Annotated in this window: 20 protein-coding genes and 2 pseudogenes; 11 read left to right on the top strand and 11 right to left on the bottom strand. The window is 63.8% G+C overall.

Features of this window, described 5'->3' with window-relative positions; all coding sequences use genetic code 11:
• The first annotated feature begins 163 nt into the window (after positions 1 to 163).
• From QZ656_RS21555 to QZ656_RS21545, 3 genes are read left to right on the top strand one after another with little or no spacing between them, the layout of a single operon-like run.
• Positions 164 to 1,297 carry a hypothetical protein gene (locus tag QZ656_RS21555; RefSeq protein WP_291995329.1) on the top strand — a complete coding sequence of 378 codons (1,134 nt, stop codon included), beginning with the start codon at positions 164 to 166 and terminating at the stop codon, positions 1,295 to 1,297.
• A complete protein-coding gene (locus QZ656_RS21550) occupies positions 1,290 to 3,113 on the top strand; it encodes an AMP-binding protein (protein ID WP_291995328.1) in 1,824 nt (607 codons plus the stop codon). Before QZ656_RS21555 ends, QZ656_RS21550 begins: the two co-directional genes overlap by 8 nt.
• Positions 3,110 to 4,225, top strand: a complete 1,116-nt coding sequence (locus QZ656_RS21545) for an SDR family oxidoreductase (protein ID WP_291995327.1) — start codon at positions 3,110 to 3,112, stop codon at positions 4,223 to 4,225. The genes QZ656_RS21550 and QZ656_RS21545 overlap by 4 nt, the downstream gene beginning before the upstream one ends.
• Positions 4,226 to 4,283: 58 nt before the next feature.
• Here the strand turns inward: QZ656_RS21545 and typA are convergent, their stop codons facing one another.
• Both typA and QZ656_RS21535 read right to left on the bottom strand, forming a co-directional pair.
• Complete coding sequence (gene typA / locus QZ656_RS21540) at positions 4,284 to 6,122, bottom strand: translational GTPase TypA (protein WP_291995326.1); 1,839 nt, start codon at positions 6,120 to 6,122, stop codon at positions 4,284 to 4,286.
• 80 nt (positions 6,123 to 6,202) lie between these two features.
• Positions 6,203 to 6,589, bottom strand: coding sequence for a group II truncated hemoglobin (locus tag QZ656_RS21535; protein ID WP_291995325.1), 387 nt, complete (start codon positions 6,587 to 6,589; stop codon positions 6,203 to 6,205).
• A 323-nt stretch (positions 6,590 to 6,912) separates the two neighbouring features.
• On the opposite strand from QZ656_RS21535, the gene QZ656_RS21530 reads away from it, so the two are divergent.
• Together QZ656_RS21530 and QZ656_RS21525 are read left to right on the top strand one after the other, a co-directional pair.
• On the top strand, positions 6,913 to 7,425 hold the full coding sequence (locus tag QZ656_RS21530) for a phasin family protein (RefSeq protein WP_291995324.1): 513 nt from the start codon (positions 6,913 to 6,915) through the stop codon (positions 7,423 to 7,425).
• A gap of 247 nt (positions 7,426 to 7,672) precedes the next feature.
• Positions 7,673 to 7,948, top strand: coding sequence for an ArsR family transcriptional regulator (locus QZ656_RS21525; RefSeq protein WP_291995323.1), 276 nt, complete (start codon positions 7,673 to 7,675; stop codon positions 7,946 to 7,948).
• A gap of 13 nt (positions 7,949 to 7,961) precedes the next feature.
• Here QZ656_RS21525 and QZ656_RS21520 read toward each other — a convergent pair whose 3' ends face one another.
• The 7 genes and pseudogenes from QZ656_RS21520 to QZ656_RS21490 form a co-directional block, all read right to left on the bottom strand.
• Positions 7,962 to 9,401, bottom strand: coding sequence for a DUF294 nucleotidyltransferase-like domain-containing protein (locus tag QZ656_RS21520; RefSeq protein WP_291995322.1), 1,440 nt, complete (start codon positions 9,399 to 9,401; stop codon positions 7,962 to 7,964).
• Positions 9,394 to 9,768 (bottom strand): Na+/H+ antiporter subunit G, encoded by a 375-nt coding sequence (locus QZ656_RS21515; protein WP_291995321.1) that lies wholly within the window; start codon positions 9,766 to 9,768, stop codon positions 9,394 to 9,396. Before QZ656_RS21515 ends, QZ656_RS21520 begins: the two co-directional genes overlap by 8 nt.
• On the bottom strand, positions 9,765 to 10,034 hold the full coding sequence (locus QZ656_RS21510) for a K+/H+ antiporter subunit F (protein WP_291995320.1): 270 nt from the start codon (positions 10,032 to 10,034) through the stop codon (positions 9,765 to 9,767). Before QZ656_RS21510 ends, QZ656_RS21515 begins: the two co-directional genes overlap by 4 nt.
• Positions 10,028 to 10,519, bottom strand: coding sequence for a Na+/H+ antiporter subunit E (locus tag QZ656_RS21505; RefSeq protein ID WP_291995319.1), 492 nt, complete (start codon positions 10,517 to 10,519; stop codon positions 10,028 to 10,030). The genes QZ656_RS21510 and QZ656_RS21505 overlap by 7 nt, the downstream gene beginning before the upstream one ends.
• Complete coding sequence (locus QZ656_RS21500) at positions 10,516 to 12,036, bottom strand: monovalent cation/H+ antiporter subunit D (RefSeq protein ID WP_291995318.1); 1,521 nt, start codon at positions 12,034 to 12,036, stop codon at positions 10,516 to 10,518. The genes QZ656_RS21505 and QZ656_RS21500 overlap by 4 nt, the downstream gene beginning before the upstream one ends.
• A complete protein-coding gene (locus QZ656_RS21495) occupies positions 12,033 to 12,359 on the bottom strand; it encodes a Na+/H+ antiporter subunit C (RefSeq protein WP_291995317.1) in 327 nt (108 codons plus the stop codon). The genes QZ656_RS21500 and QZ656_RS21495 overlap by 4 nt, the downstream gene beginning before the upstream one ends.
• Positions 12,359 to 15,098, bottom strand: a pseudogene (locus QZ656_RS21490) (monovalent cation/H+ antiporter subunit A). Before QZ656_RS21490 ends, QZ656_RS21495 begins: the two are co-directional and overlap by 1 nt.
• Here QZ656_RS21490 and QZ656_RS21485 point away from each other — a divergent pair.
• The 3 genes from QZ656_RS21485 to QZ656_RS21475 all read left to right on the top strand — a co-directional run bounded on the left by QZ656_RS21485 (position 15,004) and on the right by QZ656_RS21475 (position 16,172).
• Positions 15,004 to 15,210: a hypothetical protein gene (locus QZ656_RS21485; RefSeq protein ID WP_291995387.1), complete on the top strand. Its 207-nt coding sequence runs from the start codon at positions 15,004 to 15,006 to the stop codon at positions 15,208 to 15,210. The pseudogene QZ656_RS21490 and the gene QZ656_RS21485 overlap by 95 nt on opposite strands.
• A gap of 319 nt (positions 15,211 to 15,529) precedes the next feature.
• Positions 15,530 to 15,907, top strand: a complete 378-nt coding sequence (locus QZ656_RS21480; protein ID WP_291995316.1) for a hypothetical protein — start codon at positions 15,530 to 15,532, stop codon at positions 15,905 to 15,907.
• On the top strand, positions 15,879 to 16,172 hold the full coding sequence (locus tag QZ656_RS21475; RefSeq protein WP_291995315.1) for a hypothetical protein: 294 nt from the start codon (positions 15,879 to 15,881) through the stop codon (positions 16,170 to 16,172). Before QZ656_RS21480 ends, QZ656_RS21475 begins: the two co-directional genes overlap by 29 nt.
• A gap of 87 nt (positions 16,173 to 16,259) precedes the next feature.
• On the opposite strand, the gene QZ656_RS21470 is transcribed toward QZ656_RS21475, so the two are convergent.
• On the bottom strand, positions 16,260 to 16,472 hold the full coding sequence (locus QZ656_RS21470) for a hypothetical protein (RefSeq protein ID WP_291995314.1): 213 nt from the start codon (positions 16,470 to 16,472) through the stop codon (positions 16,260 to 16,262).
• A 1-nt stretch (position 16,473) separates the two neighbouring features.
• A complete protein-coding gene (locus QZ656_RS21465) occupies positions 16,474 to 17,382 on the bottom strand; it encodes a hypothetical protein (RefSeq protein WP_291995313.1) in 909 nt (302 codons plus the stop codon).
• 279 nt (positions 17,383 to 17,661) lie between these two features.
• Between QZ656_RS21465 and QZ656_RS21460 the strand changes: the two genes are divergently transcribed.
• The 3 genes and pseudogenes from QZ656_RS21460 (at position 17,662) to gabD (ending at position 20,919) form a co-directional block, all read left to right on the top strand.
• Positions 17,662 to 18,138, top strand: a complete 477-nt coding sequence (locus tag QZ656_RS21460) for an ecotin family protein (RefSeq protein ID WP_366522214.1) — start codon at positions 17,662 to 17,664, stop codon at positions 18,136 to 18,138.
• Positions 18,139 to 18,378: 240 nt separating this feature from the next.
• A complete protein-coding gene (locus tag QZ656_RS21455; RefSeq protein ID WP_291995312.1) occupies positions 18,379 to 18,972 on the top strand; it encodes a universal stress protein in 594 nt (197 codons plus the stop codon).
• 489 nt (positions 18,973 to 19,461) lie between these two features.
• Positions 19,462 to 20,919 (top strand): annotated as a pseudogene (gene gabD, locus QZ656_RS21450) (NADP-dependent succinate-semialdehyde dehydrogenase).
• Positions 20,920 to 20,941: the final 22 nt, after the last annotated feature.

Here is a 20,941-nt window from a genome sequence, read left to right as displayed (position 1 = left end):
CTGGATGGCAGGGGCACATCGGCCGCTGGTGGGCTGGATGCCGTCCAGGTCGCGTTGGCGACGCAGCGATGCTGGCAGCCGCTGAAGTCGCGCCGCGGGCAAGCCGTTGCTCGACCGTGCTACGCTGGCCGGCTCGCTGTTCACCGGCTGTGGAGAAATTACAATGAAGAGATGCACCAAGTGTCTGGTGCCAGATCGTGTCCCCGGCGTATCGCTGTCCCCCGACGGCGTCTGCAATCTGTGTCGCGACGAAAGCTCGCTGGCGGCGACGACCGCCAGGACGGAAGAAGCTCGCCGCGCGTACGAGGCCGATTTCGAGAACACCCTGCTCGAGTGCCGAGGGCAGGGCGAGTACGATTGCCTGGTACCGCTCAGCGGTGGCAAGGACAGCATCTATCTTCTTTACCGGCTGGCCGTTGAACTCAAACTCAAGGTGTTGGCGTTCACGGTTGACATCAACATCCCGGCGCTGGCCTGGGACAACATCAAGCGCGCGCTCGGCAAGTTGAATATCCATCACATCAGCTATTCGCCCGCGCCGGATTTCTACAAGAACATCTTCCGCTATCTGCTGTGCAATCAGGAAGAGCGCGGTGCGGTCTACACACTGTCCTACGTCTATGCGCCGCTGTTCGAAGGCGACGCGATCAAGCTGGCGATCGCCAAAGGCATCCCGCTGGTGCTGGCTGGCTACTCGCCCGGCCAACCCGAGCCCGAGCGCATGCTCTACGAGTTCTCGCGGCAGCTGCTCTGCGAGACCGACTGGACGCCGCCGGAGCTGGCGAACTGCGGTGAGTTCAGCGCCGACGATCTGGGTCGCTTCTACAACCCGCGCAGCTATCCGCCGGGAACGCAGGTGCCGCGCTACCTCGCGCCTTTTCATGCCTGGCCGTACAACCAGGAGGAAATCATGCGCAAGGTCGTTGATCTTGGCCTGGTGGCGTCGAGCAAGCACGCCAACCCGATTCACAGCAACTACCCGATCAACTGGTTGCTGATGTATTCGGACCTCCTGACTTTTGGCTACAACCCGTACGCACCCGAGTTTTCCAGCCTGATTCGGCACGGCAAGGCCAACCGTCGCTACTGGCAGGTGATGGGCCCGGTAGTCGACTTCCTGATCCGCAACCGGGTTGGTCCGGGCCGCGAGGTGACCCGCAGCATGAACTGGCTGGGCTTGACGGCCGACGATTTGCGGATCACCAGACCGCGCGGTGCTTATGACCCGGTCCTCGAGCCGCGCGCAGCAGCCGACTCGCCAGGGCCAGCCGCGCGTGCCGAGGGCGAGCGTGAGTAGTGTGCCCGTTCGTGATGCGGCGATCGAAAGCAGCGGCTGGACCGTTCCCGGGATTTTGCACGCCCGCAGCCTGCGGACCCCGGACGCTATCGCGCTGCGTCAGCTGCCGTCGGCCGGTGGTGAGTGGCTGGGGACTACCTGGCGGGCCTATCGCGAGGCCGTCGCCACGCTCAGCGTTGGTTTCAGGAAGCTTGGCCTGGCCGGCGGCGAGCGGGTCGGCATCATGGCGCCGAGTTGTCGCGAGTGGGACTTCGCACAGCTTGGCGTTCTTGCCGCGGGCGGCGTCGCTGTTGGCCTTGATCCCTACGCTCTCGACGAACACTTGCGCGAGTTGGCACGTGGCTGCGACTTCGCCGGCCTGGTACTCGCTCAGCCGTCGCAGCTCGACAGGTTTGACGATGCGCTCAGGCAGCGCCTTCGTTTCGTGATCTGTCTCGATGTCGCCGAGGGCGGGGCCGCGGGCATCGTCTCGCTCGAAGAAATACTCGCCGAGACGGCGGCCGAAGAGGACTGGAATCTAGCGCAGGCGGACGCCACGGCGACGATCATTTTTACCTCGGGGACGACCGGCGAGCCCAAGGGGATCGAGTACAGCCATCGGCAGATGTGTCTCGCCGCCGCAGCGATTCTCGCTGCCTACCCTGAAGTCGTTGAAGGCAGTCGTCTGGCGTGCTGGTTGCCGTTGTCGAACCTCTTTCAGCGCATGATCAATCTGAGCGCCATCGGTCGTGGCGCGCAGACCTACTACGTCGCCGATCCGCGTGAAGTGATGCGCTACGTCAAGAGCATCGAACCCACGCTGTTCATCGGCGTCCCGCGCTTTTTCGAGAAGCTGCATGCCGGAATCGAGGAGGTCATCGCGCAGCAGCCCGCCTGGCAACAGGAACTGGTGCGCTGGGCCTTGTCGGTGGGGGATCGGCGGGCCCGCGCGAAGCGTGCCGGCGAGCCGCCAGATCTGCTCCTCGAGATGCAGTTCGCGATGGCCAACTGGTTGGCGCTCGGCAAGCTGCGCAACGTTCTCGGTCGCGCTCTGCGCTTCATGATCAGCGGTTCGGCGCCGATGCCGGTGTGGCTGCTCGAACGCTTTCACGCGATGGGCCTGCCGATCCTCGAAGCTTATGGCCTCAGTGAAAATATCATTCCGGTGTCACTCAATCGGCCCGACTGTTTCCGCTTCGGCACCGTTGGCCAGGCTTTGCCAGGCAGCGACGTGCGTCTGGCCGACGACGGCGAATTGCTGGTCCGCGGTCCCGGCGTGTTCTCGGGTTACCTGGGCGACGCTGGGACGGCCCTTGAAGTGCAGCTTGACGGCGATGCTTACCTGGCAAGCGGCGACTTCGCGAGCATCGACGCCGACGGTTTCATTACCCTGATCGGCCGCAAGTCCGAGATCTTCAAGACCTCGACGGGGCGCCGTATATGCCCTGCAGCGATCGAAGGCCGGCTGCAGCAGGTGTCACAGGTGGAGCACGCCGTTCTTTTCGGCCGCAGTCGCCCGCAACCCGTCGCGCTATTGGTGGTCAGCGACGCGGCGTGGCAGGCCGGCGAGCGAGAATCGTTCACCAGCCTGCGGGCGCAGGTAGCCGCCGCCAGCGAGCCTCTGCCGGCGTACCAGCGGCCGGCCGGACTGCTGATCAGCGCGCAGCCGTTGAGCATCGCCGACGGCGATCTGACGAGCAATTTGAAACTGCGTCGGCAGGTTATCGAAGCGAGGTTCGCCGCGGCCTTGCGCGACCTCTTTGTTCTCCTCGACGACGCTCACGGCGCTGCTGAAGCCTGGAGCGAGGACACCCGCAACTTCTATTGCCGATCATGAAAAACTACTTCATAAGCGGCGCCACCGGCGCCATCGGCAGCGCGCTGATTCCGGTCCTGCTGCGCGATCCGGAAACGCGTCTCAGCTTGCTGTTGCGGGCAGCGTCGAACGATGATCTGGCGGCACGCCTCGAGTCGCTCTATCGCTTCTGGCAGATCGGCGCCGCTGATACGGCTCGCCAGCGCGTGCGCGCTCTACGCGGCGACGTGACGCGGCCGCGCCTGGGCGTCGACGACGCCGACTATCGCCAGCTGGCTGCCGAGTGCACGCACATCGTGCACAGCGCGGGTAACGTCCGGATGAACCTGCCGATCGAACAGGCACGCCACTCGTCGATTGACTCGGCGCGCTACATCATCGCGCTGGCGCACGCTTGCCCGCTATTGGCGAAAGTCGAGTTCGTCAGTACCGTCGGCGTCGGCGGACGCACGCACGGCTACGTTCCAGAAGAATGGCTGAGCGGCGCCCGCGATTTTCACAACACTTACGAGCAGGCCAAGGCCGAAGCCGAGGACGTCGTTCGCCTCGAGCTCGAACGCGGTCTGCCGCTAACCGTGCATCGGCCGAGCATGGTCGTCGGCGACAGCGGCAATGGCCGGATCATCCATTTTCAGGTTTTCTACCACTTGTGCGAATTCCTCTCGGGCAGGCGCACCCTTGGCCTGTCGCCGAATTTCGGTGGCGCGCGTCTGGACATTGTTCCTGCCGACTACGTCGCCAGGGCCATCGCCTGGTCGAGCACGACGACGGCCAGCACCGGTCGCATCATTCATTCGTGTTCGGGACCAACAATGGCGTTGGCTCTGGAGCCCTTGCGCGAAAGCGTTCGCCGTGCCTTTACTCTGGCCGGACGCCGCGTGCCGCGCCTGGTTAACCTGCCGACCGGTGTTTTCAGCAAGCTCCTGAGCGCGGCCAGTTTGCTGATGCCGGCCGACGCCAGGCGGGCGGTAAAGACGCTGCCGGTCTTCCTCGATTACCTGGCCACCGAGCAGACCTTTGCCAACCATCGCACGCAGGAACTCCTGGCGGCCGCCGGGATCGCCGTGCCGCTACCCGAACAGTACCTTCAGCAAGTGCTCGGCTACTACCTGGAGAGCAGCGCGCGATCGTAGTCGGGCGTCTCAGGGCGGCAAGCGTCCCGCTCTGCCGCCGGTAAGAAAAAGCCTTCGCTCAGTCGCGTGATGCCCGGCGGCGTTCGTTGTCGGTGAGCAGGCGCTTGCGGATGCGGATGCTCTTCGGGGTAATCTCGACCAGTTCGTCGTCGGCGATGAATTCGACCGCCGACTCGAGCGTCAGCGCGACCGGCGTCACCAGACGAACCGCTTCGTCGGTTCCCGAGGCGCGAACGTTGGTCAGTTGCTTGCCCTTGATCGGATTGACCACCAGGTCGTTCTCGCGGCTGTGAATGCCGATGATCATTCCCTCGTAGAGTCGGTCGCCGGGACTGCTGAACATTCGCCCACGGTCCTGCAGTTTCCATAGCGAATAGGCGACCGCTTCGCCTCTTTCGGCCGAGATCAGGACGCCGTTGCGGCGGCCCGGGATGTCGCCCTTGACCGGCGCGTATTCGTCGAAAACGTGGCTGATCAAGCCGGTGCCGCGGGTCAGGTTGAGGAATTCGCCCTGGAAACCGATCAGGCCACGCGCCGGAATTCGGTATTCGAGGCGGACGCGGCCGCGGCCGTCGGAAGACATGTCCTGCAGGTCACCGCGACGATAGCCGAGCGCTTCCATGACGCCGCCCTGATGCGCCTCTTCCACGTCGAGGGTGAGCATTTCGTAGGGCTCGCAGGCCTCGCCGTCGATCTCCTTGATGATCACCCGCGGTCGGCCCACCGCCAGTTCGTAGCCTTCGCGTCGCATGGTCTCGAGCAGGATCGTCAAGTGCAGTTCGCCGCGTCCGGAAACCAGGAAGCTGTCGCTCTCGGATGTTTCCTCGACGCGCAGCGCCATGTTGGTCAGCAACTCCTTGCGCAGGCGCTCGCCGATCTGCCGACTGGTGACGAACTTGCCCTCGGTACCGGCGTAGGGCGAGTTGTTGACCATGAAGGTCATGTTCAGCGTCGGTTCATCGATGCGCAGCATCGGCAGTGCTTCGGGCTCGTCGATCGAGGTGATCGTGCAGCCGATCGACAGGTCCTCGATGCCGGTCACCAGCACGATGTCGCCGGCGACGGCTTCTTCAAGGGATACCCGTTCGAGGCCCTGGAAACCGAATACTTGATTGACCTTGGCGGTCTTTGGTGAGCCGTGCTCGAATTTGCCGTCGGCATCGGCCTGGCCGTACATCACCAGCACCTGTTGTGCTTGCCGCAGGCGACCACGCTGCAAGCGGCCAATGCCGATGCGGCCAACGTAGCTGGAGTAATCGAGAGCGGAAATCTGCAGTTGCAGCGGCCCATCGATCTCGTCGGCGTGCGGCGGCGAGACGTATTTGAGAATGGTCTCGAACATCGGCCGCATGTCGGCTGACGGCTGCGCCAGATCGAGCGTTGCGTAGCCATTGAGGGCGGACGCGTAAAGCACCGGGAAGTCGAGCTGTTCGTCGTTGGCGCCGAGCTTGTCGAAGAGGTCGAAGGTGTGATCGACGACCCAGTCGGGCCGCGCGCCGTCGCGGTCGATCTTGTTGACCACGACGATCGGTTTCAAGCCGAGAGCCAACGCCTTCTTGGTGACGAAGCGCGTCTGCGGCATTGGGCCTTCGACGGCGTCGACCAGCAGCAGCACGCCATCGACCATCGACAGGACGCGTTCGACTTCGCCGCCGAAGTCGGCGTGACCCGGCGTGTCGACGATGTTGATGTGCACGCCGGCGTAGTCGACGGCCAGGTTCTTGGCCAGAATGGTGATCCCGCGTTCCTTCTCGAGGTCGTTCGAATCCATCATCCGCTCGGTGACGTGATGGTGCGCGGAGAAGGTGCCGGCCTGGACCAGCAGCTTGTCGACCAGGGTCGTCTTGCCGTGGTCGACGTGGGCAATGATGGCGATGTTACGAATGGCGCGGGACATGTCTGGTCAAGCCTATCAAGAAGGGCGGTCATTCTAACACAGGCAGCCGCCCCGTGCTGCACTGCAAAAACCGGGGCGGCTCAGGCGGGCTGGTTGCGCATGAAATCGGCGGTCCTGAAGAAGGACTGCGACAACTGCTGGCGAAGTTCTTCGTCGATGCCGATCGCCTCCATCGCCAATACCATGCACGCCACCCATTGGTCGCGCTCGCTTTCTCCGATGGCAAACGGCAGGTGACGGCGGCGCAGCATCGGCTGGCCGATATTCTGGACGTAAAGGTCGGGCCCGCCCAGCCAGCCGGAAAGAAACATGAACAATTTGTCGCGCGACGACTGCAGGTCGGAGGGGTGCAGGGCGCGAATCGTCGCGAACTGCGGCACCGTATTCATTAGTTCGTAGAAGCTTGCGCACAGCCTGAGCACCGACGCTTCACCGCCGATCAGCTGGTAGGGGGTCTGTTCCTGCATGATGCACTTCCTTTGCTCGATTGCGCCTTCGCGAAAAAGGCGTGTCTGGTGTGATTTCGGCCGGCGCCGCGTCGTCGCCTGGCGGCTTCAAGTGTCCTTCGGGAAGGCGCTCAAGGGCTTGCTGGCGCCGCCGGACAAGCCCCGCGGCGGAGTTCGGTTTGCGCAAGCGTGCTCTGCGGCGAGCTTTGTTGCGGCGCAACAATAGTGCTTGACAATCGCCGTCCGAAGGTTACAATGACTCATTCGCTGCAGTGCAGCAAATGACCTCAGGTGGCGCGAAGCCTGAGGCAATGTTCAAGGTTCGCAACTTCGAGGAGAATACCGTGTACAACGTAGCTGAGCAATTCACCAAGTCCAGCCTGGCTGGCCTGGAAGCGCTGAAGACTGCCATCAATGTATCCTTTGACGGTGCCGGCAAACTGGCCGCCTTGAACCTGCACACGGCGCGCGCCGTCGCAGCACGTAACACCGAGAACTTCAAGGCGCTGGCCGCGGTGAAGGACATGGCCGGTCTGAAAGCGCTGCAGCAACCGATGGCGATTTCCGCTGTGTCGCAGTCGGTGGCGTACTCGCGTCGGACGTACCAGATCTGCAGCGAAACGTCGAACGGCATGACTCAGGTCCTCGGCAGCCAGTTGTCGCACGCCACCGGCGGACTCGTCGCGGCGGTCGACAAGCGTCGCAAAAATGCGCCGCCGGTTCTTGACTTCGCCAAGGCCAGCGGCAAGCTGATGATGGCCATGGCTCGCTCGACCTTCGCCAACGTCGGCCAGCTGGCGGCACCTGCCGCGGCCACCGCCGCGCCGGCGGTCAAGCTGCTCGAAAAACAAGCCTGAGGCGGCGATCGCCAGCCACGCCTGCCGCGAACGCGGCAGGTTTTCGAAAAAGCCCGGTGCCTTCCGGGCTTTTTGCTCTTGGCCGCGGCTGGATTGGCTGGCTGTGCTTGCCGCTTCCTGATCATCAGGGCCGGACGACAGCACCGCCGGGCACCGGCAAGGTGAAGCCGAGATTTGCCAGAATCGTGCGTGCAGCGCACACTAGGATCTTTCGCCAGCTGGCGAAGGCATTTTTTGGGGATTTCAGATGACCGATGCGATTCTTGGTTTCTTGCGAGCCAATGGTGAGCAGCTTGATGTCGATATCGCCGCGGCGCTCGACATTCCGATCGTGGACTTGCGCGACGAGGTGGCGCGGCTCGCTTCCCTCGGAGACCTGATCTGTTGTCGGGTGACGCGTTTCACCGATGGCCGCAAGATCGAAGGGACCAGTTGCCGGCTATCGTGCGATCCGCCGACGCCAGCGCGGGGGCGGAAGCCGGGCGTCAAGAAGACCGACGACACGGAAACGAGCAATTACTGAGGGTGTCGTAGCGCTATCTGAGCAGGTGCAGACTGAAATGGCCCTTGATGAATTCCTGGAATTTTTCAACGCCCTTGAGGGCAATCTGCAGTCTGCCGAGTTCCATCATGTTGAGGCGCGCTAGCGGTATGTAGTTATCCGGCTTGCGCCCTTCGCGCAGTGCCTCGACCTGCCCACGCAGCCGCATGAGAACCAGGAAGTCGAAGGTTTCGGCAACGTTGTCGGCCATCTTCTGGTTGACCACCTTGTCCTTGACCAGCGCTTCCAGGCGCTGGTGCGTGCTGCCCTCGAGCTTGCCGGCCTGGATGGCCAAGGCCTTGACGCCCTCGGAAATCGCAAAGATCCCGGCTTTCTTGATCTCCAGCATCCCGGAGTGTTCGCCGCTTCTTTCGCCCTTAACCTTGCCGAACCAGCCCAGCGGTGGGGCAAAGCGCAGGGTGCTCTCGACCATGCGCATCAGGAATAACTTGTCTCGCTGCACGTACTTGTACAGTTGTGTCTTGAGTTCTTGTTCGAAAGAATCGTCGCCGTAAATGGTACGGATGTCGACGAAGGTGCCACAGCTGAGGACGTGTTTCGGAGTCGGTGTCTGTAGCCAGCGCTCGAGTTGATCGTGCCATTTGCCGATGCTTCGTCGCCACTCCTTGTTCTTGGCCATGATGCCGCCGGGACACGGCGGGATGCCGATGGTGATCAGCGAATCGACGAGAACCTGCGAGAATTCCTCGATCTGCTCGACTTCGGCGGTGCTCAGCTCGTCGCCATAGACGATGGCGTTGTCCTGATCGGTGAGCAGCGTTTGCTCGCCACGGCCCTCGCTGCCAAGGACGACAAAGGCGAAGCGTGCCGGCAGGTCGGGAAAACGGTCGGCACGCAGCAGGGCAATCAGGCGTAACAGGATCTGATCGTTGAGGTGGGCTATCATGCGCACCATGTCGCGGGTGTTGGTGCCGCTGCCGCTGAGATGCAGTACCAGGCCCTGGATGCGCGTGTATACCGCTTTCACTTCGTCGATGCTGGCCGTGTTCTCGATGTCGAGAACCAGCTGCTGCGGTGAGTGTGACTGCAAGCGGATGATGTCGCTGTCGGTAATGATTCCCGAGAGCCTGCCCTTGCCGTCGACGACCACCAGGCGATGGATCTTCCGGCGCGACATGCGGTAGAGCGCTTCGTAGAGCAGGTCGTCCTCGCCGATCAGCGACAGCGGACTGTTCATGATTTCCCTGACCCGCAGCGTCGATGGATCCGTGCCGGAAGCGACCACCTTGTTGCGCAGATCGCGGTCGGTCATGATCCCGTTCGGTAGCTTGTTATCGCAGACGACGACGCTGGAAATGTTCTTTTCGCGCATGATCTTGACGACGTCCACCAGCGCGTCATCGGCTCCGCAGGTGACCACCGCACGCTGGCAGAAATCCTTCACCGGCCGAAAAAATTGACCTCCCTCAGCCATCGTCTGCTGTTCCTTGTTGTCGGTTTGTGCTTACCCGTGGCGGCGCGGCTGGCGGCTTGGCCGGGCGCGCGGCCGATTTGCGGTGCATCGCCGCTTTCCCCAGCAGGTACGCCGTTATCGGTGCGGTGATGAACAGAAAGAACAGGGGCGCGAGTTCGTGCAAGCTGATGCCAACGGGGTCAGTGGTCGAGAAAAAGACTGCCGAAGCGAGCAGCACCGAACCGACACCCATGGTTGTGGCCTTGGTCGGCCCGTGCAGACGCATCAAAAAATCCGGCAGGCGGGCGAGACCGATCGAGCCGAGCAGGACGAACAGTGCGCCGAGAACGATCAGCGCCGAGATGAGGAATTCGCTCGCCGCGCTCATTCGCTGATGTCGCCACGCAGGAGAAACTTGCACAGCGCCACGGTGCCGACAAAGCCCAGTAGCGCCAGCAGCAGGGCCGCTTCGAAGTAGGCGGTGCTGCGGCTGCTGATCCCGTACAGCACGAGCAGCGCGATGCAGTTGATTCCCAGAGTGTCGAGCGCCAGGATGCGATCGGTGGTATCCGGCCCGACGATCAGGCGATAGAGGTTGAGCGCCAGCGCCGCGCCGATCAGGATGAAAGCGATTTCGATGGCCGCGTTCAGCATGCAAACATCTCCTTGAGTGCCCGTTCGTAGCGCTCCTTGATCTCGTCTACCAGCGCTTGCGGGTCGGGAGCATCGAGCGCGTGCACCAGCAGCACCCAGCGTTGCTGATCGACGTGCAGCGAGACGGTCCCCGGCGTCAGCGAGACGATGCTGCCGAGTAGCGTCGCGATGAACGGGTCGCGCAGGTCGAGTGGCACCTCGACGAAGGCCGGCGACAGGCGGTGCAGCGGCCCGATTACCTGGCGTCCTACGCGCCAGTTGGCGGTGACGATGTCGAGCGCGAAAACGCCCATGAAGCGCAGTGCCCGCCAGGGGCGGACCAGCCGTGGCGGATCTGGCCAGAAACTGCGAGTCAGCAGCGGGATGACGATCGCCAGTACGACGCCAAGGACGAGTTGGCCGAGCGACGCGGCATTGGTGATAACCGCCCACAGCACAAAGACCGTCAGCGACAAGCCCGGGCGTGGCATTACGGTGCGGATCATTGCCTGGCCTCGTGGTCGATGCTTTTCGCCGCACCGGCTCCGAGAACGCCAGTCACGTAGGCGCCGGGCGTATGCAGTTGGGCGGCGGCGCGTCCGCTGTAGTCGGATAGTGGGCGCGCCAGCAGCGCCAGCAGCGGTCCGGCAGCGACCAGCAGCAGCAGCGCGGTCGTCCGCTGCCAGCCGACGGGCTCGACCGCCAATGGCCGCGCTGCCCCCTTGTGTTTCCAGATCAGATAGCAGCCGTCGCGCGCCAGCGCCGCCATGACGATGAAGCCGCTGCCGAGCACGACCGTCCAGATCACCGGGCCGGCGGCAACCTCGCGCAGGCTGCTCAGCAGCATCAGCTTGCCGACGAAGCCGGAGAATGGCGGCAAGGCGGCGGCGGTCGTCGCGACGATCAGAAAAGCGATCTTCAACCAGGCGGCTTGTAGCGGCGGCCCGGTCATGAAGTGATCGGCGACCTTGCCGCGTTGTTCGGCGATGATGCCGCTGAGCAGGAAAAAAGCCGCGCCGGCCAGCGTTGATTGCACCAGGTAGTAAAGCGCCGCGGCGCTGACCTCGACGCTGGCCTGCGCCGGGGTGAGCAGCAGCGTGCCAGCCGACAGCAGGACCAGCCACGCCGCCAGAGCGCGCAGCCGCACCGCTGCCAGCGCGCCGAGTGCGGCAAAGACGATGGTCGCCAGCGCCAGGGTGGTCAGCCAGTTGGCGAGCAGGTCGGGCATCACCGGCGCCAGGGCGATCGCCTGTAGGCGCAGGATGGCGACGATGCCGACTTTGGTCATGATCGCAAAGAGCGCCGCGACCGGAGCGCCAGCGGCGGTATAGGTGTGCGGCAGCCAGAACGACAGCGGCAACAGTCCGGCCTTCAACGCGAAGACGACGATCATCAGCGCCAACGACAGCCGCACGAGCGCCTGATTGTAGCCAGGCTGCGTCAGGGCGCGCGCCACGTCGGCCAGATTCAGCGTGCCCAGCGTACCGTAGAGCAGGCCCAGCGCGATCAGGAAAAGCGCCGAGCCGATCAGGTTGAGGACCACGTAAGTGATGCCCGCGCGCGTTCTGGTCAGCCCGCCGCCGTGCGCCAGCAGCACGTAGGACGCGAGCAGCATGATTTCGAAAAAGACGAAGAGGTTGAACAGGTCGCCGGTCAGAAACGCGCCGAGCAGACCCAGCAGTTGAAACTGGAACAAGGGGTGGAAGTGCATTCCTTCTCGGTCGAATCCGGCGCTGGCGTAGAGCAGCACCAGAAAGCCGAGAACCGCCGTGAGCAGGGTCATCGCGGCCGCCAGACGATCGACGACGAGCACGATGGCGAAGGGTGGCGGCCAGTCGCCGAGCGCGTAGACGCGCAATACACCGTCGTCGGCGAGCAGCGTCAGCCAGCCGGTAAGCAGCACCAGCAGGCCGGTGGCCAGCAGTCCGACGAGGCGCTGAAAGGGTAGCCGACCCGAAGCCATCTGCAGCAAGGCGGCCGCCAGTGGGATCAGGATCGGCAGGATGGGCGCGTGTGCGTTCATTCGTCCTGGTCGGTGTCGACGTGATCGGCGCCCGATTCGGACAAGCCACGCAGCGCGAGGATCGCCAGATAGGCAGTCATTCCGAAACCGATGACGATGGCGGTCAGCACCAGGGCCTGCGGCAAGGGGTCTGCATAGCTGGCGCCGGCACGAATCAGCGGCGGTGCGTCGACGCGCAGCCGGCCGCTGGCAAACAGGAACAGGTTGACAGCGTAGGACAGCAGGGTCAGGCCGAGCAAGACCGGGAAGGTGCGTGCGCGCAGGATCAGGAATACCCCGCAGGCGGTGAGCACGCCGATGGCAATCGACAGCAGCACTTCCATCAGCCTGCCACCTCGTGTTTGTGCGCTCGCTCCGATAGCAGGCCGAGTCCGGAGAGGACGGTGACGACGACGGTGACCACCACCAGGTAGACGCCGAGGTCGAAGATCATCGCCGAAGCGAGTTCGAATTCGCCGATCAGCGGCAAGGAGACATGGCCGTGCGCGGTGGTCAGGAAGGGGCGATCGAACAGCCAGCTGGCCATGCCGACGCCGGTCGCCAGCGCGAGTCCCAGGGCCAGCAGCGCGGCCGGGTTGCCAGGCATGCGGCGGTGGGCGAAGGCGTTGCCGTTGGCCAGGTACTGGACGACCAGTGCGACGCTGGTGATCAGGCCGGCGACGAAACCGCCGCCGGGAAGATTGTGCCCGCGCAACAGGATGTAGACCGAGACGGTCAGCGCCAGCGCCGGCAGTAGGCGCATCAGCATCGACAGAAACAGCGGATGCGCTTCGCGTGCCCACGCTCGACCGTCGCTATCGTAGCGCGGCGCGATCAGCGTCAGCCGGTCGAGCAGCGCGTGCGAAGCCAGGGCGACGATGACCAGCACGCTGATTTCTCCGAGCGTATCGAAACCGCGGAAGTCGACCAGAATCACATTGACGACGTTGGTGCCGCCGCCACCGGGAACGGATTCCTGCAGATAGAAGCCAGAGATCGTCTGGAACGGCGTGGCGAGCATCTGCAAGGTGACCAGCATCAGGCCGCCGCCGGCGAACAGCGCCAGCAGCACGTCGCGAACCAACCGACTGGCACTGCTCCCGGGCGCCGTGCGCGCTGGCAGATAGTAGAGGACCAGCAGCATCAGGACGATCGTTCCGGTCTCGACGGCGAGTTGCGTCAGCGCCAGGTCGGGCGCCGACAAACGAATGAAAATCATCGCCACGACGAGTCCGACGACGCCGACCAGGAGCACTGCCAGCAAGCGTTTTCGATACAGCAGCGTGGCGCCGACGCTGCCCAGCAGGAGCGCAAACAGCGCCAGGTAGGCGGCCTCGTCGGCGGCTTGCACGGCGATCCGGATGCTCGCTTTCTCTCCCGAGAAGAAGGCCCAGCTGCCAAGCACCAGGACAAAGCCAATCAGCAGCGCGTTGTAGCGCTGCAGTGAGCCATTGTCGAGCAGCGCCACGCCACGGCGGGCCGCGTTGGCGAGCACGCGGTAGGCGCGCTCAAAGGCCGTCCGTGGGTGCATCGTCGGCAGTTGTGCTTGCCAGGCGAAGAGTGGCGCGCGCAGCGCGTAAAGGAAGACGCCGCCGGCGAGCGCCAGCAGACTCATCATCAGAGGCCGATTGAAACCGTGCCACAGTGCCAGTTCGAAAGCCGGCAGCGGCCCTTGCAGCGTCGCAGCGGCGGCGACCTTGAGCAGTGGTGCAACGGTCAATTGTGGAAACACACCGACCAGCAGACAAAGCAGCACCAGCAGTTCGATCGGTGCGCGCATCCAGCGCGGCGGTTCGTGGGGCTGGCGCGGCAGGTCGATCGGCTCGCCGTTGAAGAAGACGTCGTGGACGAAGCGCAAGGAGTAGGCCACGGCGAGCACCCCGGCGATCGTCGCGACCACCGGTAGCAGCCAGGAGATTGCTTCGAACTGCGGGTGACCAACAGTTTCGGCGAAGAACATCTCCTTGCTCAGGAAACCGTTCATCAGGGGGACTCCGGCCATCGACGCGGCGGCGATGATCGCCAGCGAGCCGGTGATCGGCATGCGTTTGAACATGCCGTTGACCCGGCGCATGTCGCGCGTGCCGCATTCGTGGTCGATGACTCCGGCGGCCATGAACAGCGAGGCCTTGAAGATCGCGTGATTGATGATGTGGAAAACGCCGGCGACGATCGACAGCCGCGTGTCGAGACCGAACAGCAGCGTGATCAGCCCCAGGTGGCTGATCGTCGAGTACGCCAGCAGCCCCTTGATGTCGTGGCGAAAAAGCGCCGTGGCGGCGGAGTACAGCAGGGTCACGGCGCCGGTGCCACTGACCAGCCAGAACCAAAGGTCGGTGCCACCAAGCGCCGGGTGCAGGCGGGCCAGCAGGAAAACGCCAGCCTTGACCATGGTCGCCGAATGCAGGTAAGCCGATACCGGCTGTCGGCGCCGACATCGCGTTCGGCAACCAGAAGTGAAAGGGAAATTGCGCCGACTTGGTGAACGCGCCGAGCAGGATCAGGATCAGCGCCGGTGCGTAGAGCGCATGCGCCTGAATGCGTCCACCAGCCGACAGGACCACCGACAGCTCGTAGCTGCCGGCGATATGGCCGAGCAGGAGGATGCCGGCGAGCAGCGCCAGGCCACCGCCGCCGGTGACCGCCAGCGCCATGCGCGCGCCGATTCGCGCCTCGTACTTGCCGTTGTTGTAGGCCACCAGCAGAAATGACGAGAGGCTGGTGATTTCCCAGAAAACGAGCAGCAGCAGCAGGTTTTCGGACAGCACGACACCGAGCATCGCCGCCATGAAGAGCAGCAGAATCGAATAGAACCGGCCCAGACGATCGCTGTCGGGCAGGTAGTAGAAGGCGTACAGGACGACCAGCAGGCCGATCCCACAAATCAACACGCCGAACAGCAGCCCGAGACCGTCCATGCGCAGGCTGAGGTCGAGGCCGTAAGCAGGCAACCACGGCAGGTACGCGAGTTGGGTGCCGCCGGCGAAGATGGCCGGTGCCAGCTGCAGCACCAGCGCCAGGCAGCTGCCGATCACCGCCGCCGCCGCCAGCGCCGCGGCGCCACGACCGAAGCGCTGCAGCAGTAGCGGCAGCAAGAACGCAGCAAAGGCCGTAGCGGGGATCGCTGCAAGCAGCAGACTCGAATTCACAAAGGCCGATCCAGAAAAGAATGGTCCGGGCGTGACGCCGGCGTAGCGGAGCTGCGATTATAACCATCCCTGACTTCTGTGGTCGGCTTTGGCCAGATCCGTCGAACGCTGTCGTCGGCGCATCGTGTCGATCGGTGGCCGGCAGCGCCGCACCGCCATCGAGGCTCCGGAAGCGGCGCGGCAAGCGAGCGCTGCGCGCTCCTTGCCCGGATTCGGCGACAGTGTCATCGCTTCGTCGGCGATCCCCCTGTCCTTGCATTTACAGCTGTATCGCCCATAATCCTGCGGTCCGAGGGGTTCCGCTTACAAATAATCGCGGCCGAGAAACGGGCGCCTGGCCGCTCTTTCTGGAAGGAGTAATAACAGTGAAAAAAATCACCCAACCTGCTGTTGCAACGCTTTGCATTTTGTTCGCGAGCGCCGCCTATGGTTCTGGCGGCGGCAAGTGCATTCCGGTGCACGGCTTTGTGCAGTCTACTCCAGCCAAGTTGTGCGACCAGGCCAAAGCGGATTACTTTGCTTGGCCTTCTGACAACAGTGAGGGCGCCGATCCATTGCTGATACTGGTAAATTCGCAGCTGCCGCCAGGAAAGGTCTGTCTTGACATTAAAGGTTTCGGCGTTGCGCAGTTCACCGGGTCGTCGGGACTCACCGCTGTCCAGGTAGGCAACGCTGTCCCGGCATCACCATTCTTTGTCGCGCTCTCGTCGCCTGGTGAATCCGTTCGGCGCTACGCCGCTTAATTTCGGCTCCGGAGTGCGCGCGGGACTGACCGTTTTCACCTCGCAGGCGGTGCTTGACGGTAAGCTTCATGGACTGAAGGGCAAGCTGTACACGAAAGACACGGGCGTGATCACCAGCGATGGAATGGTGGGGCAAGTTCTCAAAATCGTTGGGGGAAGCGACGACTTTAAAGGGGCTTCGGGGACGATCGCCGTTGCCGGGCAGGAAGTCGGTGGCCTCGCGTCCTACACCGGCGAGGTCTGCGCAGGCAAGCCGGGCAAGTAAACGCGCGTTGCCCGAGTAGTCCACGGTGGCCGTAGGAGGCTTCCTGTTTCCCCAGCGGATGAATGGCTCGGCAGCGGCTGTGTCGGGCTATTCGTTCGCGTCGCTATCATCGGCCAGAGCGTCGTCGTCAGACTCGTCCAGCGAAGGCCCTTCGTCCAACGGCGGTACGTCGCGCGGTTTCAGTTCGAACACGAGCACTGGCGTAGCCATTTTGGCGAGACTGCCGGCGATCTCTCCAGAGATGTGATGGACGCCGGCCAGCACACTGCTGCTCGGGTCGTCGATCAGAATGTGCCACATTTCATCCAGCGCGGCAGTCGAGCATTTGGCGAAGCTGCGCTTCCAGTTCCGGCCGCTCTTTGGCGTGCGCGATGGCGCCGATTCCGGTTGCGCCCAGCGATAGCACCATCCCCGCAACGCCACCGAGCGCGGCCGCGGCGGCGCTTGCGCCGCCACTGACGGCCAGCCTGGCCAGCAGTTTTTCGGCGGTTCGTTCGGCCACTGGCGAGATTGTCGCGTCCGCTGGCCCGGCGCCGACGCCACCACCGGCCTGCTTGATCCTCGCCAGGAGCGCCGCATAGGCCGCCAGGGAGTCAAGGGGCCGGGCGTGAACAAGTTCGTAGAGCGAAGCGCTGGGCGCCGGCGCAATCGCCCGAATGGCCTTGAGCCGTCGCTCGAACTGCCTGGCCGGAACGCCGTAGCGTAGCCGGATCCCCGGAATTTGCTCGCCGAGAAGTCGGGCATAGAGCGCCGTCGTTTGCCGCCTGATCGCTTCGGGATCGATCTCTTCGGCGACCGGAGCCAGAACGCGCTCGTGGTACTGGTCCTGCAGGTAGGCGGCCAGCCGCCTGACCGCGGCATTGTCGCCTTCGCCGTCGCCAAGCTTGTACCAGGCGACCTTGATTGACAGCCATTGCTGCGTCCAGTAGCTGGTGTACCACGGAATGAAGTCTTCCTCGCTGCGCTGGCGGACGCGGCTCCGCCATGCCTCCATCGAGCCGCGCGCGTAGTTCTCGGCGGGGCCTTTGGCGGTCAGCGAAGCGGCGCCGATGTCGCGGTCTACCCACTGCCAGGTACGCTCGGAGACCACTAGCGGCTGATCCGGGTCGGGCGCGCCTTCGCGGCCGGTACAGCCGGCCAGGGCGAGCAGCAGCGCGGCAGACAGCGAATACGCCGCAAGAACCACTGTTCGGTGAATACGGTCTGGCACGTTTTTGCCCGCTCGCGCTAGTTGGAAGAATAAGGGTGACTTCGCCAGTTTACCGGGCAAGGCGCGCATGGGCTGCGAATTCGGCGCCTCACTCGCCGGTACTTCACGCGCCGAGGCGAGCGGGGTAGGCAGGAGCCGTGCTCGACAGGCTGGCCGGCGAAGGGCCTCTGATGCGCAGCGGGCTTGCTATAGTTCCGGCGGCGTAAGTCGAGGCGGCGATGCGGTGGCCAGGCGGCGTGCCGCTCGTCTCGTCGGCCAATTCTGCATAAAGGAAGAAATGTGAAAACTGTTCGAAGAATGCTCGCCCTGTGGGCTTGTTTTGCGGTGCTTGCCGCGCAGGCGGCGGATAACATGAAGGCCTTTCCGGCAGCCGAAGCAGGGATGGTTCGCCACGTCCTGCAGCTACCGGCGCAGGATGATGAAGCCGATTTCAAGGTCGAGCTGATCGCCGGGCGAACGCTCGAGCTGGACCCGGGGAACCAGTATTTTTTCAGCGGCAGCATCGCCGAAGAAACGATCCAGGGTTGGGGGTTTCCGCGTTACGTCGTTAGCTCGCTGGGCTCCTTGGCGGGTACGCTGATGGCCATCGACCCGAGTCAGCCCAAGGTCGATCGTTTCGTGGCGCTGCGTGGCGAAGCCCATCTGATCCGCTATAACAGCCGTTTGCCGATCGTCGTCTATGCGCCTGAAGGCGTCGAAGTTCGTTATCGAATCTGGAGCGCCAGCGCGCAGGCGAAGGCGATTGACCGGGGGTGATTGGAAGGCGCTGGCCGGCGGGTGGCGTGTCGACCACAATCAGCAAGCGGCGCACGATTGGCCGCTCTTGGGATCCTCCAGGCGATGATTGTCCACGGCAAGTTTGTTCTCTGTCGGGGCCGGAAAGGGCGATAAAAAGCAGCTGGCCCTGGCGATTGACCGCGACTTGTCGGAGCCCATATACTGGCTCGCAGCATCTTTGGCTTGCCGGTTCTTTCGCCGCATGTCGGAACGCCGGGGATGTTCGGGGTGGGCGCGCCGGTAGGCGCGGCGCCAGCCCGCCGTTGCTGTTCAGGACAACTGGCGTTTGCGCGACGGTTTCCTCGTGCCGCGAAAAGATCCGGCGCATGCCCCGTCGCAGCCAGGCAACACTTACCGGGAGAGCAGCACATGTTCAAGAATATCCTTATTCCCACCGACGGTTCGGAAGTGGCGCGCAAGGCGATCAAGGCCGGCGTCAAATTTGCGCAGTCGCTCGGCGCCAAGGTCACTGGCTACTACGCCATCGTGCTGCTGCCGCCCTCAGTCTACGGCGACGGCGATCTCATCGACAAGAGCCTGATGAATACACTTGACCGCCTGGCGCACGCCACGGGCGAGAAGTACCTTGAGGAGATTGCAAAAGCGGCCGAAGAGGCTGGCGTCGAGTATTCCGGGTTCATCACCAGGCCGCCGTCGGCGTACGAAGGGGTCATTGACGCGGCGAAGAAGAAGAAGTGTGACGCCATCTTCATCGCTTCGCGCGGTCGCAGCCAGCTCAAGAACCTGGTGCTCGGCAGCGTTACGCAAAAGGTGCTGTCGCACAGCAAGCTGCCGGTGCTCGTCTACCGCTAAGGGCCCGTTTACGACTGCCGGTTTGGCAGTGCGTAGCGACCAGCTGTCGCCGGCGCTGCAGTCGTTGCAGCCGCCGTGTCGCGCGGCAGGGCGGGCCGGCAAGCCCTGCCGAGCCACTTCTTGCTGGCGGCGAAGAGTATGCCAGGAGTTCACTATCGCTCATGCCCGCTCTCGGGCTGCTCCGAGAGGCTGCCGCTTCCATCCGCCGCCCTGCCCGCCAGCGGTTCACCAGGCACCAGGCTGCCCCCCATCTTAATTGCCGTAGCGGGCCAGTCGGCTCGGCGGCTTCGCCGCTCGGATCGCTTCTCCACCAGGTGAGTCATGGCCCGCTCGTCTCGTCAATTGGTATCGTGATTATCTCAACAAGCGGTTCTTTTCCGAACCGTTTGCACGTGTAAAGTGCGTCGCATTCGGGGTGCGCAGTGAGCGGCCGGTCGCCGCCCCGGTGAGCATTTCAACCGATTGATCCGGCCCACAGGAGATAAGTCTTTGGAGCTTGCCGATAAATCACTACTCAAGCAGTTGTGTTACATCGACGGAGAATGGCTGGGCGCCGATAGCGGGCAGACCTTCGCTGTGAGCAACCCGGCGACCGGTGAGCAGCTGGCGGCGGTAGCCGACGCCGGTGCTGCCGAGACGCGCCGTGCCATCGAGGCGGCGCAGCGTGCGCTGCCGGCGTGGCGCGCCAGGACGGCCGGCGAGAGGGCCAAGGTTCTGCGGCGCTTGGTACGAGCTGCTGCTTGCCAACCAGGAGGACCTGGCGCGGCTGATGACCGCCGAGCAGGGCAAGCCGCTCGCCGAAGCACGCGGCGAGATCGTCTACGCCGCTTCGTTCATCGAGTGGTTTGCCGAAGAAGGAAAGCGCATCTACGGCGACATGATCCCCCCGCATCACGCCGACAAACGCATACTGGTAGCCAAGGAAGCGATCGGCGTCTGCGCGGCGATCACGCCGTGGAATTTCCCGGCGGCGATGATTACCCGCAAGGTCGCTCCGGCATTGGCGGCTGGTTGCACGGTGGTGCTCAAGCCGGCCGAAGCGACGCCACTGTCGGCGCTGGCGCTGGCCGGAACTGGCCGAACGCGCTGGCGTCCCCAAGGGAGTCTTCAATGTGCTTACCGGCGATCCGATCGCCATCGGCGGCGAGTTGTGCGCCAATCCGACGGTCCGCAAGCTGAGCTTCACCGGCTCTACGGAGGTTGGTCGGATTCTCATGCGGCAGTGCGCAGCGACAATCAAGAAGCTGTCGCTCGAGTTGGGCGGCAACGCGCCGTTCATCGTTTTTGACTGATGCCGACCTGGACGCGGCGGTGCAGGGAGCGATGCTTTCCAAGTATCGCAACGCCGGCCAGACCTGCGTCTGCGCCAACCGCTTGCTGGTCCAGGAAGGCATTCATGATCGATTCGTCGAAAAACTGGCGACCGCGGTAGCGGCTCTGCGTGTCGGAGATGGCAGCGAAGACGGCGTCACGCAAGGCCCGCTGATCGACGACGCGGCGATCGCCAAGGTCGAAGAACTGGTCGCCGACGCCTGCGCCAAGGGCGCTCGTGTCGTCTGTGGCGGCAAGCCCCACAGTCTCGGCAAGACCTACTACGAGCCGACGATCCTCGCTGGCGTGACGCCGCAGATGCGGATCGCCCGTGAAGAGGTCTTCGGACCGGTGGCGCCGGTCTTCGTTTTCAAGACCGAGGCCGATGCGGTGGCGATGGCCAACGATACCGAGTACGGGCTGGCGTCGTACTTCTACACCGAGAACCTGGCGCGCAGCTTGCGAGTGGCCAGCGCCCTGGAATACGGCATGGTCGGCATCAACACCGGTCTGATCTCGACCGAGGTGGCGCCGTTCGGCGGCATGAAGTCGTCCGGGCTGGGTCGCGAGGGTTCGAAGTACGGGATCGAGGATTACCTGGAAATCAAATACATCTGTATCGGCGGCGTCGATTAAGCCGCCACACCACTATTGCAAA

Source organism: Candidatus Accumulibacter sp. ACC003 (assembly GCF_907163085.1).
In the GTDB taxonomy this organism is placed as follows: domain Bacteria; phylum Pseudomonadota; class Gammaproteobacteria; order Burkholderiales; family Rhodocyclaceae; genus Accumulibacter.
Note: the sequence above shows the minus strand (reverse complement) of the source record. Positions and strands in the feature narration are given on the sequence as shown.